The 13,303-nt window shown below is 63.3% G+C and carries 13 protein-coding genes and 1 riboswitch; of the genes, 5 read left to right on the top strand and 8 right to left on the bottom strand.

The window, feature by feature from the left end; genetic code table 11:
* Nucleotides 1-8: 8 nt before the first annotated feature.
* Nucleotides 9-983 (bottom strand): EF-P lysine aminoacylase EpmA, encoded by a 975-nt coding sequence (epmA, locus tag G5V57_RS23020; protein WP_165169866.1) that lies wholly within the window; start codon nt 981-983, stop codon nt 9-11.
* Between the two features lie 156 nt (nt 984-1,139).
* Here epmA and efp point away from each other — a divergent pair, with 156 nt between their 5' ends.
* Entirely contained in the window at nt 1,140-1,712 is a 573-nt protein-coding gene (efp, locus tag G5V57_RS23015; protein WP_246737333.1) for an elongation factor P, read from the top strand.
* Nucleotides 1,713-1,795: 83 nt separating this feature from the next.
* Here efp and G5V57_RS23010 read toward each other — a convergent pair whose 3' ends face one another.
* On the bottom strand, nt 1,796-2,995 hold the full coding sequence (locus tag G5V57_RS23010) for a class I SAM-dependent RNA methyltransferase (protein WP_206530350.1): 1,200 nt from the start codon (nt 2,993-2,995) through the stop codon (nt 1,796-1,798).
* On the bottom strand, nt 2,992-3,627 hold the full coding sequence (locus G5V57_RS23005) for a thiamine diphosphokinase (RefSeq protein WP_165169864.1): 636 nt from the start codon (nt 3,625-3,627) through the stop codon (nt 2,992-2,994). Before G5V57_RS23005 ends, G5V57_RS23010 begins: the two co-directional genes overlap by 4 nt.
* A 57-nt stretch (nt 3,628-3,684) precedes the next feature.
* A riboswitch (TPP riboswitch) is annotated at nt 3,685-3,792 on the top strand.
* Between the two features lie 41 nt (nt 3,793-3,833).
* On the opposite strand from G5V57_RS23005, the gene thiB reads away from it, so the two are divergent.
* From thiB to thiQ, 4 genes are read left to right on the top strand one after another with little or no spacing between them, the layout of a single operon-like run.
* A complete protein-coding gene (gene thiB, locus G5V57_RS23000) occupies nt 3,834-4,835 on the top strand; it encodes a thiamine ABC transporter substrate binding subunit (protein WP_165169863.1) in 1,002 nt (333 codons plus the stop codon).
* On the top strand, nt 4,832-6,097 hold the full coding sequence (locus G5V57_RS22995; RefSeq protein WP_246737332.1) for a hypothetical protein: 1,266 nt from the start codon (nt 4,832-4,834) through the stop codon (nt 6,095-6,097). The genes thiB and G5V57_RS22995 overlap by 4 nt, the downstream gene beginning before the upstream one ends.
* Nucleotides 6,033-6,389, top strand: a complete 357-nt coding sequence (locus G5V57_RS34515) for a hypothetical protein (RefSeq protein ID WP_246737331.1) — start codon at nt 6,033-6,035, stop codon at nt 6,387-6,389. Before G5V57_RS22995 ends, G5V57_RS34515 begins: the two co-directional genes overlap by 65 nt.
* Nucleotides 6,371-7,081 (top strand): thiamine ABC transporter ATP-binding protein, encoded by a 711-nt coding sequence (thiQ, locus tag G5V57_RS22990; protein ID WP_371744595.1) that lies wholly within the window; start codon nt 6,371-6,373, stop codon nt 7,079-7,081. Before G5V57_RS34515 ends, thiQ begins: the two co-directional genes overlap by 19 nt.
* An 88-nt stretch (nt 7,082-7,169) precedes the next feature.
* Here thiQ and G5V57_RS22985 read toward each other — a convergent pair whose 3' ends face one another.
* The 5 genes from G5V57_RS22985 to G5V57_RS22965 all read right to left on the bottom strand — a co-directional run bounded on the left by G5V57_RS22985 (nt 7,170) and on the right by G5V57_RS22965 (nt 13,185).
* Complete coding sequence (locus G5V57_RS22985; RefSeq protein WP_165169861.1) at nt 7,170-7,676, bottom strand: hypothetical protein; 507 nt, start codon at nt 7,674-7,676, stop codon at nt 7,170-7,172.
* 163 nt (nt 7,677-7,839) lie between these two features.
* Nucleotides 7,840-9,732 (bottom strand): DUF2207 domain-containing protein, encoded by a 1,893-nt coding sequence (locus G5V57_RS22980; RefSeq protein WP_165169860.1) that lies wholly within the window; start codon nt 9,730-9,732, stop codon nt 7,840-7,842.
* Between the two features lie 223 nt (nt 9,733-9,955).
* On the bottom strand, nt 9,956-10,519 hold the full coding sequence (locus G5V57_RS22975) for a LemA family protein (RefSeq protein ID WP_165169859.1): 564 nt from the start codon (nt 10,517-10,519) through the stop codon (nt 9,956-9,958).
* 114 nt (nt 10,520-10,633) lie between these two features.
* Entirely contained in the window at nt 10,634-12,448 is a 1,815-nt protein-coding gene (locus tag G5V57_RS22970) for an APC family permease (RefSeq protein ID WP_165169858.1), read from the bottom strand.
* Nucleotides 12,449-12,699: 251 nt separating this feature from the next.
* Nucleotides 12,700-13,185, bottom strand: a complete 486-nt coding sequence (locus G5V57_RS22965) for a flavin reductase family protein (RefSeq protein WP_165169857.1) — start codon at nt 13,183-13,185, stop codon at nt 12,700-12,702.
* Between the last annotated feature and the right edge of the window lie 118 nt (nt 13,186-13,303).

The raw sequence follows: 13,303 nt of genomic DNA, 5'->3' as shown, positions 1-13,303 counted from the left end.
CAAATCTCCTAGCTGAAAGGCGTCCAGATTACCTGATCGATACGGGTGGCGCCGGTCGCCAGCAAAACCAGCCGGTCGAGGCCCAGCGCCACGCCGGAAGCTTCCGGCATATGCCGCAAGGCTTCAAGGAAACTTTCGTCGATCGGATAACGCTCGCCATAGAGCTTCTGCTTCAGCGCCATGTCGGCCTCGAAGCGGCGGCGCTGCTCGACCGGATCGGTCAGTTCACCGAAACCATTGGCGAGTTCCACGCCCGCCGCATAAAGTTCGAAGCGCTCGGCGATGCGCGGATCGCGCGGGCTGACCCGCGCCAGGGCCGCCTCGACGGCCGGATATTCGAAAAGCACGGTCGGGCGCCCCTGCCCCAGATGTGGCTCGACGCGCTCGACCAGAATGCGGCTGAAGATGTCGGACCAGGAATCGGCGGCGGCGAAGCTGACGCCCTGCGAACGCGCCTGGGCGCCAAGTGCTGCGGCATCGGCTCCCCCGGCACTGAGAGTGGCAAGCAGGTCGATGCCGGCATAACGCGCGAAAGCATCCGCCACGCTTAGATATTCGGCCTCCTGCAAGGCGTCCGCAGCCTTGCCGCGCCAGGTGAGCTGATTGCCCGTCTCCAATGCCGCTAGTCTCAGCATCTCGACCGTGTCGGCGATGATGCGCTCATAGGGCTCGCCCGCCCGGTACCATTCGAGCATGGTGAATTCGGGCGCATGGAGCGGCGTGCGCTCGCGGTTCCGGAAGCAATGGACCATGCTGAAGATGCGCTTTTCGCCGGCGGCGAGGAGCTTCTTGCAGGCAAATTCGGGCGAGGTATGGAGGTAGCGGACCTCGCTCGAGCCGTCCGGATTGATGAGCGAGGCCGTGAAGGCGTGCAGATGGGCCTCATTGCCAGGCGAGACCTGCAGCGCCCCGCAATCGACCTCGATAAAGCCCTGCTCGGCGAACCAGGCGCGTATCCGGCCCAGGATCCGGCCCCGAACCATCAGGAAAGGCCGACGGTCGGCATGGATATCGGCGCGCCACCAGGGCGGGTTGGGGGGTCAAAAGGGGGAACTCCGGCAGGGCTTGGCTTCTGGCATGGCGGCTGCTAATACCCGCCCGACAAAATCCATCAATAGCTTTATTTATAGAGAGATTTCGTGGCCAAGATCATCGCAAGCGCCGTGCGTAAAGGCAATGTCATCGAGCATGAGGACGGGAAGCTCTATGTCGTCCTGAAAGCCGAGAGCTTCCACCCTGGCAAGGGCACTCCCACCACCTCGATCGATATGCGCCGCATCTCGGACGGCGTCAAAACCGTGGTGCGCTACAAGACCACAGACCAGATGGAGCGGGCCTTCGTCGAGACCCTGCCGTTCAACTATCTCTATCAGGACGGCGACCAATATGTGTTCATGAATCCGGAGAGCTTCGAGCAGATCCACCTGCCGGCCGACCTCATCGGCGACGGTGCGGCGTATCTCCAGGAAAACATGGAATGCATGATCGCGCTGTTCAACGGCGTGCCGATCACGATCGAGCTGCCGCAGCGTGTCACGCTCGAGATCGTCGAGACCGAGCCCGTCATCAAGAACCAGACGGCGGCCTCCTCCTTCAAGCCGGCGGTCCTGTCGAACGGCGTACGCACCGCAGTGCCGCCCCATATCGCCACCGGCACCCGCGTTGTGATCGCGACCGAGGACGGCTCCTATGTGGAGCGTGCGAAGGACTGAGCTTGGCTCAACTTTGAGTTTCGGAAGGCCGTCTCATGGGCGGCCTTTTCATTTGGCACCCCAACATGAGGGGTTTCTGAAAATCAGCGCCGGAAGAGCGCTACCGTCTCGACATGCGCCGTGAAGGCGAATTGATCGACTGGCGTCACGCGCGTCAGACGATAGCCGCCTTCGATCAGGATGCGCGCATCGCGGGCGAAGCTCGCCGGATCGCAGGAGACGGCGACGACGGTCTTCACCGTCGACTTTGCCAGCTGCCGCGCCTGCGCCTCGGCGCCGGCGCGCGGCGGGTCAAAGATTACCGCGTCGAAAGCTTTGAGCTCGTGTGAAACCAGAGGTTCGCGGAAGAGATCGCGCGCTTTCGCCTCGACCGGCTTGAGGCCAGACGCCTTACGAGTGGCCTCGTCCAAAGCGGCGATGGCGCCGCGGTCGCTGTCAGCGGCGAATATCCTGGCCTTGCCGGCCAGGCGCAAAGCGAAGACGCCGACGCCGCAGAAGAGATCAGCGACGGCCTTCGCCTTGCCGATGTTCTCGATGACCAGCATCGCCAAGGCCGCCTCGCCGGCGCGCGTCGCCTGCAGGAACGTGCCTGCCGGCAGACGTATCCGCGCAGTGCCGGCGGTGATCTCGGGCGCGATGCGCGTCACCAAAGGCTCGCGGTTGCGCGAAAGCCTCGCCAGTTTCGCAGCCTCGACGAGCGCCGCCAAGGACGGCGTCGCCTTCTTCTTCGTGGTCACATCGACATCGATGCCGGTCTCGCTCGCGGTGAAGGCGACATCGCAGTCGCCGAGGAGCGCGCCGATATGCCGCGCGATCTCGGGCGCCGAAGCCAGCGCCGGCACGAGAATGGGGCAAAAATCGATCGGATGGATGTCATGGCTGCGCGCGGCATTGAAGCCGGCGATCACGCCCGCCGCGGTTTTATTCACATGCAAGGTGGCGCGCCGCCGTCCCTCGCCTTGCGCGTCGATCAGCGGCTCGACTTCGACCGCGATGCCCTGATGCTTGAGCGCGGTGACGATAAGGCCGCGCTTCCACAGGCGATAGGCGTCGGATTGCCAATGCTGGATCTGGCAACCGCCGCATTGCGTGAAATGCGGGCAGAAGGCGGCGATGCGCTCGGGACTGGGGACGACTATCTCGCGCAATTGCGCGTGGGTCCCTGCGATCTCTGCCTCCACGACTTCGCCCGGCAGCGCATAGGGCACATAGACCGGACGGCCTTCCTTTTCGCCGATGGCCTCGCCATGGCGGCCAATTTCGGTCAGTGTCAGTCTGGTCACGCAGCACTCTCGGGATAAGCGAGGGCCACCGCGTAGCCCTGGTTCAGCCGCACGGTCACCGGCCCCAGCGCGACATTCGACACGGTGAGGCTCGAGCCCAAAGGCACGGAGCGGTTGGTCAGCGGCCATTTCACCCCTTCGAGATCGAGGCCGGCCAGATCGGTGAAGGGAACGACGCTGAAGCGGCTGCCGGGCGGCAGGTCGAAATGATGGGTGCCGTTGAGGACGGGATAGGCCTCCTCCGCGCCGCTGGTGAGGAAGGCATGGACTCGCCTGCGTCCCAGTTTCAGGATCAGACCCAGATGCGAGGCCGCGTGGTCGGCCTGGCCGCCGAGGCCGCCCACCATGACGATCTCGCGGGCGCCCAGCTTGAGCGCCTCGTCCACCGCGATCTCGCCGTCGGACTTGTCTTTGTCGGCGGGAAATTCATGGCGCGCGACGTCCTTATGGAGTTCGGCCAGACTTTCGGAAGTCGAATCGAAGTCGCCGACCCATAATTCGGGTGTCAGGCCGAGCGTGTCGGCATGCGCCATGCCGCCATCGGCCGCGATGATACGCGCATTTTGAATCTGGGACCTCAGACGCCTGGTTGCCGTCAGGTCTCCGCTGAGAAGCACAACGAAACGGGTCATCGCCCAGGAATAACAGAAGCCGCTTGCCAGCGCACCCCTCAATGCCTATGTTCCCCCTCGCTCTCAACGGGGTGCTCGTGTTTCAGAGCTGAGAGGCCCTCAAAAGGCTAACCCGCTGAACCTGATCCGGCTCATACCGGCGGAGGGATTGCGAGCGGGCTGCCACGAGCCCCTTCCTCCTTCACCCGGTGAATAGGAGGACCTAGATGAAAAAACTTCTCTTCACCCTGATGGCGTTCTGCGCATTGCCCGGCATGGCAAACGCGGCGGAAACGCTAACCGTCTACACCTATGAAAGCTTCACCGCCGAATGGGGTCCCGGCCCCAAGGTCAAACAGGCCTTCGAGAAGGAATGCGGCTGCACGCTGAATTTCGTCTCGGTCACCGACGGTGTCGCGATGCTGAACCGCCTGAAGCTCGAAGGCTCGGGCACCCAGGCCGATGTCGTGCTGGGGCTCGACACCAATCTGACGGCGGAAGCCAAGGCGACCGGCCTGTTCGGGCCGCATGGCCAGGACGCGTCCAAGCTGACGCTACCCATTACCTGGACCGACGACACGTTCCTTCCCTATGACTATGCGCATTTCGCGGTGATCTACGACACCGAGAAGATCAAGCCGGCGGATGCCTATACGAGTCTCAAGGATCTCGTCGAGGGAAGCCCCGAACAGAAGATCATCCTGCAGGACCCGCGCAGCTCGACGCCGGGCTTAGGCTTCCTTCTGTGGGTCAAGTCCGTCTATGGCGACAAGGCGGCGGAGGCCTGGACCAAGCTCAAGCCCCGCATCCTCACCACGACGCCCGGCTGGTCGGAGGCCTATGGCCTCTTCACCAAGGGCGAGGCGCCGATGGTGCTCTCCTACACGACCTCACCGGCCTATCATATCATCGCCGAGAAGACGGAGCGCTATCAGGCGATGAAATTCTCCGAAGGCCATTATCTGCAGGTCGAGGTCGCGGGACTGATCGCCAACTCGCCCGAGAGGAAGCTCGCCGAGCGTTTCCTCGCCTTCATGGAGAGCCCGGGCTTCCAGGACGCAATCCCTGAAAACAACTGGATGTTCCCGGCGGGCAAGACATCGGCGCCGCTCAACGCCACCTTCGACAGCCTCGTGAAGCCGGACAAGACTTTCCTGTTCGAGCCTGAGGAAGTGGCCGATCATCGCCGTGCCTGGATCGACGAGTGGCTCAATGCGATGAGTAAATGACGACCTCCTCCAAGGGAGCGCTTCTGGCCGCGAGCCCCGCGCTCGCGGCCATTCTCGTCGCGATCGCCGTAGGTCTCTTGCCGGTCGCCACAATCGGCATCGGCGAGGGCCTCCTCACCGGCCATATCGTCGATGCCTATGTACTGCGCATATTGTGGTTCACGCTGCTGCAGGCCGGCCTCTCGACACTTCTTTCGATCGCTTTCGCCCTGCCCGTGGCGCTCGCTCTGGCGCGGCTCGATTTCCCCGGCCGCAATTTTCTGCTCCGCCTTTTCGCCTTGCCGTTGGCATTGCCCGCCATCGTCGTCATCCTCGGCATCGTCGCCGTCTATGGCCGCACCGGCTGGATCGCGACGCTCACCGGCAGTCCGATCAATATCTACGGGCTGGCCGGCATCCTGCTGGCGCATGTGTTCTTCAACCTGCCGCTTGCCACTCGCCTCCTCCTGCAGCAACTGGAGGGTATCGCGCCAGAAAGCTGGCGTCTGGCGGCCCAGCTCGACTTCACAGAAGGCGCCCGCTTCCGCCTGATCGAATGGCCGCAGCTGCGCGCCAGCCTGCCGGGCATTGCGAGCCTCATCTTCCTGCTCTGCGCAGCGAGCTTCGCCGTCGTGCTGACCCTTGGCGGCGGACCGTCCGCCACCACCCTCGAAGTCGGTATCTATCAGGCGCTGCGCTTCGACTACGATCCGGCCCGCGCCACCGTGCTGTCGCTGGTGCAGCTCGTGCTCTGCGGACTGTTCGTGCTGCTCGCCGGCCAGTATGCGCAAGCGGTGCAGAACTGGCCGTCGCTCAGAGGCATCAGCGCGCGTTACGAAACACGCTCGCCGGCAAGCGCCTTCGCGCTGGCCCTCATCATCGCGGCGGCGGCTCTGTTCGTCGGCATCCCGATCCTGGCGATCGTGATCTCAGGCCTCGCGGCCGATTTCAACTGGCCGGCGCTGTCGCGCGCGATCCTGACCAGTCTCCTCATCGCCTTGCCCGCGGCGCTGCTCCAGTCTCCTCCTCGCCTGGCCCCTGGCGCGGGCCAGCGCCAAGGCGACGAGCGCGACGGGCCGTTCGCTCCTCAATCTCTCGGCACTGCTCACTTTGATCGTGCCGCCGGCGGTGCTGGCGACGGGATGGTTCATCGCGGCGAGCCGGGCCGGGCTCGCTCTGTCAGCCGCCCCCTATCTCGTCATCGCCATGAATGCGCTGATGGCGCTGCCTTTCGCGCTTGGTTCGCTGGCACCCGCCATGCAGCAGTCGATGGCCCAGCATGACCGGCTCTGCGCCAGCCTCGGCATCAAGGGCGTGAGACGCCTCCTCCTCATCGACCTGCCGGTGCTGCGCCGTCCCCTTGGACTTGCCGCCGCCATGGCTTTCGTGCTCTCGCTCGGCGATCTCACCGCCATCACCTTGTTCGGCTCGCAGGATCTCATGACGCTTCCCGCCCTCATCTATGCGCAAATGGGCAGCTATCGCATCGATGCGGCAGCAGGCTCGGCGCTCGTCCTCGCCCTGTTCTCGATGGCCGTCATCACCCTCCTCGACAAATGGAGTGCTGCGGCATGATCAGGCTCGAGGACATCCGGTTCCGCTATGAGGACTTCACCGCCGAGTTCGATTTCGAGATCGCGCGTGGTGAGTTCGTCGCCGTCATCGGGCCAAGCGGCGGCGGCAAGTCGACGCTTCTGTCCCTCATCGCCGGATTCGACCGGGCGCAATCGGGCAAGATCGTGCTCGACGGCCGCGACATGACCCATGCGCTTCCCTCCGCGCGCCCGGTGACCATGGTGTTCCAGGACCACAATACATTCGCGCATCTCGATCTGTGGACGAATGTGGCGCTCGGCCTGTCGCCGGCGCTGAAGCTCAGCGAGGCCGAGAAGCGTTCCGTCGATGACGCCCTGGCGCGCACCGGCCTCAAGGCGCTCGCCCGGCGCAAGCCTGGCGAGGTGTCGGGCGGCGAACGCCAGCGCGTCGCCATCGCCCGCGCGCTGCTACGCGACGAGCCCATCCTGCTCCTCGACGAGCCCTTCGCGGCCTTGGGACCGGCGCTCCGGCGCGAGATGATCGATCTCGTCAAGGCGCTGCAGCAGGAGAAGCACTACACGGTCATGCTGGTCTCGCATCACCCGGAAGATGCGCGTTATGCGGCGAGCCGCACCGCCTTTCTGAGCGACGGCCGCATCCTCGCCTTCGAGCCGACCGAGCGTCTCTTCACGCGGCGCGATCTGCCGGAGCTCGCCGACTACATCGGATAGACCGCTCGGCGTTCGGTCAGATGGTTCAGCTCTTTGTCTTTTCGCATCGGCTTACCCGAAAACCGCACGCACTTTTCGGGCCGATGCTCTACCCGTGCGCCTTCAGGCGCGTATTGCAGGCGCTCCAGAAATCCGGCCATTTCTCGCCAGCGGGCAATGTGCCCTTGGCCTTGTCCTGCTGCCATTCGTTGCCGCATTCCTTGATCCGCTGACGGAAAGCGATTTCTCCGGCGCTCAAGGGCTTGCCCTTAGCATCGGTCGTGGCGACCGCCGTCTGATCGGTGGCTGTCGGCTCTTTCGGCACGAAGCTGCGCGTGTCCTTCTTGGCCGACGTCACGGCGGCAGCCTTCTTCTTCATGGTCGTCGTGGCGGCAGACGCGCCCTTCTTCATGCCGGCGGCGCAGTCGCTGTAGTATTTCGACCAGGTTTCACCTTGCGGGACCTTGCCCGCCTTCTTGTCCGCCTGCCACTGCTGCGAACACGCGGTCATGGTGGCATTGCTGGCGGCACCCGCCGGCCCGGCGGCGCCGAGAAACGCCGTGCCCGCCAGGAGAAACAGGGCAAGCGCGGCGGGCGTGACGATGCGAAAAGTCATGTTTGGTCTCCTCGATGATGCTATGACCTCGATCATGAGGACCGGCAAGACACGCGCTTCGTCATGAGAGCTCGCCTGCAGTGCCGGCACTCACATGACATCTTTGTCGTCCTGGAAACCTTACCGCGCCGTGGCCGCGCAATTAAGGCTCGGTAAGGGAGCTCTACCAGCCCGATCCGCCACCACCGCCACCGCCGCCGCCTGATGATCCGCCGCCGAAGGAACCGGAGTTGCTGCCGGGGGCCACCGACGACGACGAGGTAGCGCTCGACAGGCTCTTCCCGAGGCTGCCGGTGAAGTCATCCATGCGGGTGGGATTCCAGTTGTCGCCGGAATACCAGATGGGCGATGCCGCGGCGCCGGCAGCGGCCGCAGCGGCCAGGACTGCGGCGAATTTCGCATTCCACTCATTCTCGCAATCGAGCGCCAGCGCGAAAGGCAGATAGCGCTCGAACAATTCCGGCGTCTTCTCCGGCGGATGCAGCACCTTGAGGCGCTCCTCCTCCGCGGTCTTCAGATACATGCGGAAGCCCTCGACCTGGTCGAGGCGCTTGCGGCCCATGATTGTCGGCGCGCGCAGCAACCAATGAAAGACGAAGCCCATGGCCACGAGCGCCACAGCGCCGGCAGCGAAGCCATAGAGGGCTGGCGATTGCGCGGAGAAGAAGACGGCTGCCGGCACGCCGCCGCCCGCCAGGAAGAAAGGCACGAGAAAGCCCAGCGCAAAAAAGGACTTGATCTTGGCGAAGACGCCTCGCGTCTCGAAGATGCCCTTGACCAACGACCAGCTGATCACCAGCAGGATGCCCCACCAGAAAGTCGACCAGGCCGAGATGAAGAGGCCGACAAACGCATCATCGCCCGGCAGCAAGGCGGCTCCCGCCAGGAGGGCTATGACCGAGATGGCGATCCCGCCCCAGAACCATTTCAGATTGCGCACGAAGGTGACGCCCTCATGCTCCTTCTCGAGCGTGTCCTCGATGGCGCTCTTCATGGCGCGCACCGCCGAATGGTTACTCTGCTCGAGCTCGGTGGTGCCGCGCGGGATCGCCCGGTAGAGCGCCGCTTCAGCTTGCATCAGAGGCTGGCTCTGGTCGTCCTTGCGCTGGATCGAGAAGCCGCCGTCCTTCTCGATGATCTTGAGACGCCCCTTGACCGCGAGGCCGACCAGCGACGCGGCGAAAGACTTGTCGTCGAACCCTTGCTTCCAGACATAACGCATTCCGGCCGGGCCCAGCCCCGCAGGCGGCGTGAAGAGCGGAATGATGACGCCTTTCGGCGGATCGCGCCCGACGCGGAACCAGGCAAAGAGATAATAGACGAAAGCGAGGAGCACACCTGCCGCCACCGCGAAGAAACCGAGATTGTCCCTGATCGCGTCCTTGGCCTTGTCGATCTCGGTCGGCGCGGTGACGAAGCCCTTTGGCCATCCGACCGCGACGGTGAAGCCCTCGTCGGGCGCCAGCGTGCGCGTGGTGCGCGCCCGATAGCGGTCGCCGGTCGATTGCAGCACTTCCGCATTGCTGCCCCGTTCGCCTTGCCGGCCGGTATATTCCGCATGCTGGCGAATGGTAGCGCCCGGCGGCAGGCGGATGATCGTCTCGGCTCTTTCTATCGGGAAGGTCCAGGAATTGCCGGTGACGTTCCAATATAGCTCGTCGTAATCGCCGAAATAACCGAGCTGGCGTGTCGTCCGGTAAGTGATCTCATAGATATGCTGGCCGTTGTTCAGGAACACATCGGCGCTGCCGATGCGGATGCGTTCGCCATTCGCGATCGACATCAGCGTGTAGGGCTCATCCCGGCCGTCGCGCTTGACGCCCAGGACCTCGAAGCCCACCACATAGGAGAGGCCCTTGCTGTCCCTGTAGCGGGTCGGGAAATCGCGGTTGATGCCGCGCTTGATCTCATCGCCCTCAGAAACGATGGCGATCGTCTCGGTCACGGTGAGCGCCGAATCTGCACCGATCGTCACGTCGCTGAGGAAGGAGGTTATGCGCTCGGCCGCGACGGCTTGTCCGGCGACAGCGAAAAAGAGGGCAAGGGAAATGAGCATCGCCCTGATCGGCTTCCCCTTCTCCCGATTGCGGGAGAAGGTGCCCGAAGGGCGGATGAGGGTGTCCTTTCGATGCTGGCAATCCCGCGCTGTCGAAGGCTGAAATATCATCATCACTCTGTCGCCAAGTGGTATGTGAGATTGACTGCCCGACACCCTCATCCGGCCTTCGGGCACCTTCTCCCGCAAGCGGGAGAAGCGGCAGGTTTGAAAGCCCGGTGATCTAGGACGCCTTGTTGAATTCCACCTTGGGCACCTGGCGGGCTGCCTGATCGCCGATCTCGAAGAACTCGGCCTTGATGAAACGGAAGAAGCCCGCGATCAGATTGGAGGGGAAGGATTCGATCATGGTATTGAAGTTGCGCACGGCGCCATTGTAGTAGCGCCGCGACAGTTGAATCTCGTCCTCGACGCCGGCGAGCTTTTCCTGAAGATCGCGAAAATTCGCATCCGCCTTGAGCTCAGGATAGGCCTCGGCGACGGCAAAGAGCCGGCCCAGCATGCCGGTGATGGCCTGGCTCACTTGCGATTGCTCGGTGACGGTACCGCCCGAAATGCTCTTGGCACGCAGGTCGGCGATGTCGCGGAACAACTTGTCCTCATGCGCCGCATAGCCCTTCACGGTCTCGACGAGATTGGGGATGAGGTCGGCCCTCCGACGCAGCTGCACATCGATGCCGCTCCAGCCTTCCGCGACAAGATTCTTATTCTTGACCAGCGCGTTATAGGCATAGACCAGATAGAAGCCGGCGATGACCAGGATCGCCAGAAGAATGTAGCCCAGCATCGAATCCTCCCCAGTTGAGCTGCGGGAGTATCGGCGGGGCGCGATGAGCGATCAAGGCAAATAAGAGGGCGGCCGTTTCCAGCCGCCCCCGCTCGATCATCGTGATCTTCGTGCTTATCCCGGCAGGACGAAGACCCAGTTCGCGACCAGCACGACAACCAGACCGGCCGCCAGCGTGATGTAGGGCCACATTCCGGCCTTGCGTTCACCGAGATCACCTTCCTTGAGTCCGAGATCCGACAAAGCCTCGGGCGGGAACCGGCCGCCATCCTGCACGTAATGGCGATAGGCGAAGACCGGTATGATCAAGGCGGCCAGCACGAAGCCGACCCACAGCGCCGTCGAATAGCCCCAGACCTTGGCGCCGGCGCCGAGGAACAACGCATTCACGAAGGCGAGCACGGTGTTGAGCCCGATCAACCACGTTGGCGCCTTCCATGGCCGCGCGATGTGGCCCGAGTCGACGCGATGAATCCAACCGGCATTCAGGTTGAGGAAGTTGAAGATCATGTAGCCGACATTGGAGAGCGCCAGCACCCAGAAATAGCCGACGAGGTCGGAGGCGATGGCGAGCAGGAACAGGTTCAGACCGAAATCCGTCCACATCGCCCTGGTCGGCGCGCCATGCTCGTTCACATGGCTGAGGTAACGCGGCAGCCAGCCATCCTTCGAACCCTGATAGAGGGTGCGCGAGGATCCGGCCATCGCTGTCATGATGGCGAGGAAGAGCGCCAGGATCATCAGGATGACGAGGATCTGAGTTACCACCTTGCCGCCATGCACCATTCCCGCCAGCGCCTCGCCGATGCCGGTGCCATCGACAATGCCGGGCGCCAGCATGCCGGCATGGCCCAGCACACCCTGGAAGGTAAAGGGGATGACGAAGTAGAAGAACATGCACAACAGGCCGGAATAGAAGATCGCCCGGAAAGTGTCGGTCTTCGGATTGCGCAGCTCGCGTGTGTAGCAGATCGACGTCTCGAAGGCGTAAGTGGACCAGGCAGCGATGAAGAGGCCGCCGAGGAACAAGGTCCAGCCGCCGTTATTCCAGGTCCCGTCGACACCCGAATAAGCCGCGGTCGGCGGCACGAGCGCCGTCACATTGGCCGAGTCGATATTGCCCATGAAGATCGGCAGCAGACCGATGATGGCGAGCGGGACCAGCACAATGATCGCCAGCCATTTCTGGGCGCTCGCGGTCGAGGCAATGCCGCGATGCTGGATCGCGAAGATGATCAGCATCAGGATGGCGCCGATGAAGAAGGTGGCGTTGAGATTGGCCTGCGCCAGCCCCGGTATCGGGAAGGAAAGCAAGGCCCAGCTGCGAATTCCGGGCGTTAGCGCTGCGACCGCATCCTGGGTGAGCAGCGCCGTCATTGCATCCTGCGCCGTCTTGCCGGCATTGGCGGCGAGCCATTCCAGCACGCGGGGCGAATCCGCCGCGAGCGAAGCCGCATTGGCGCTCACCCAATCGAGGACCGCTTGCGAGTCGGCAGCCGGAACGGGCCAGAGCGCGTTCAATATATAGCCTGCCGCGATGGCGCAGCCGAGCGAGAGCACCGGGGTCCAGGCGAGCCAGTTGCACCACACCGACAGTGGAGCGATGAATTTCGAATAGCGCAGCCACGCGGTCGCGCCATATACCGAGGCGCCGCCCGACTTGTTACCGAACATGCCGGCGATCTCGGCATAGGTGAAGGACTGGATGAAGCCCATCACCATCGAGATCATCCACACCAGAAAAGCGAGCTTGCCGGTCGTTCCCGCAATGCCGCCGATCGAGAAGAGCACAAGCGGCGGAACGCCCGCCGCCACCCAGAAAGCACCACGCCAGTCGATGGCCCTATGCAGCTCGCCGGCTTGGGTCGTGACCAAACCAGGCGAAACCGTCGTGCTGGCTGCCCCGCCAGAGCCCTGTTTCGTCGTCATGAGCGACTTCTCCCAAAGTTGAAGCGACCACGGCCGTCAGGCGCCAAGGCGCCCCGGTGGAACGGCTGTGATCAATGCAAAAGATGAGAGGTCCAAGAAGCGTATGAGCGCTTCCCCTCCTGTGCGAACACGCTCCGCCGGATCTGTGCCCGGTTGTCAGCATGACCGATTCCCCACCAGATGAACCGCCGCAGCGGCTCAGGTGGATGCTAAAATGGTATGGTTTTGGTTACAAGCGGTTTTAATTGGCCCTATTTGGTCACGGCGTGGTAGCCGCCGTGCCAGAAGACCAGAGGCTTGCCGTTGCGGTCATGGTCGAAATTGAGGACCTCACCGACAAAGATGACATGATCGCCGCCCTGGTAAGTATAAGCGGTCTTGCATTCGAAAACGGCCAGCGCGTTGGGCAGGATCGGACAGCCGGTGTCCCAGGTCTCGTAGTCGAGGCCGGTCCATTTATCGTCGAGCGAGCGGGAAAAACGGCGCGACAATTCTTCCTGGCCCTCGCGGAGTACATTCACCGCGAAATGGTCGGCCGAAAGATATGTCTTGAAACTATAGGCGCGCTTGCCGAGGCTCCACAGAACGAGCGGCGGATCGAGGGACACGGCGTTGAAGGAGTTGACGGTGTTTCCGATCGGCTCGCCAGTGGGACCGCGCGTGGTGACGATGGTCACGCCGGTGGCGAAAGCCCCCAAGGCGGTACGAAAGGCGCGGCTGTCAATAGGCACGTTCATTCCGGTCTCCAAGAAAGATGGGCTGTATCTGGCATGCGAGGCTTCCGGACCGCAACTCCTCCGACTGGACCAACCACCCCCTACCAGACAAGACCAATCACGCCCAATTTCATACCAT

This window comes from Nordella sp. HKS 07, assembly GCF_011046735.1.
Lineage (GTDB): Bacteria > Pseudomonadota > Alphaproteobacteria > Rhizobiales > Aestuariivirgaceae > Taklimakanibacter.
Note: the sequence above shows the minus strand (reverse complement) of the source record. Positions and strands in the feature narration are given on the sequence as shown.

What these genes read in the sequence shown, in the direction of transcription:
- G5V57_RS22995 (WP_246737332.1), top strand. Translation starts at nt 4,832, where the DNA reads ATGACGACCTCCTCCAAGGGAGCGCTTCTGGCCGCGAGCCCCGCGCTC.
- G5V57_RS22985 (WP_165169861.1), bottom strand. Translation starts at nt 7,676, where the DNA reads ATGACTTTTCGCATCGTCACGCCCGCCGCGCTTGCCCTGTTTCTCCTG.
- thiB (WP_165169863.1), top strand. Translation starts at nt 3,834, where the DNA reads ATGAAAAAACTTCTCTTCACCCTGATGGCGTTCTGCGCATTGCCCGGC.
- G5V57_RS23005 (WP_165169864.1), bottom strand. Translation starts at nt 3,627, where the DNA reads ATGACCCGTTTCGTTGTGCTTCTCAGCGGAGACCTGACGGCAACCAGG.
- G5V57_RS22975 (WP_165169859.1), bottom strand. Translation starts at nt 10,519, where the DNA reads ATGCTGGGCTACATTCTTCTGGCGATCCTGGTCATCGCCGGCTTCTAT.
- G5V57_RS22980 (WP_165169860.1), bottom strand. Translation starts at nt 9,732, where the DNA reads ATGCTCATTTCCCTTGCCCTCTTTTTCGCTGTCGCCGGACAAGCCGTC.
- G5V57_RS22970 (WP_165169858.1), bottom strand. Translation starts at nt 12,448, where the DNA reads ATGACGACGAAACAGGGCTCTGGCGGGGCAGCCAGCACGACGGTTTCG.
- G5V57_RS22965 (WP_165169857.1), bottom strand. Translation starts at nt 13,185, where the DNA reads ATGAACGTGCCTATTGACAGCCGCGCCTTTCGTACCGCCTTGGGGGCT.
- epmA (WP_165169866.1), bottom strand. Translation starts at nt 983, where the DNA reads ATGGTTCGGGGCCGGATCCTGGGCCGGATACGCGCCTGGTTCGCCGAG.
- thiQ (WP_371744595.1), top strand. Translation starts at nt 6,371, where the DNA reads ATGGAGTGCTGCGGCATGATCAGGCTCGAGGACATCCGGTTCCGCTAT.
- G5V57_RS34515 (WP_246737331.1), top strand. Translation starts at nt 6,033, where the DNA reads ATGGCGCTGCCTTTCGCGCTTGGTTCGCTGGCACCCGCCATGCAGCAG.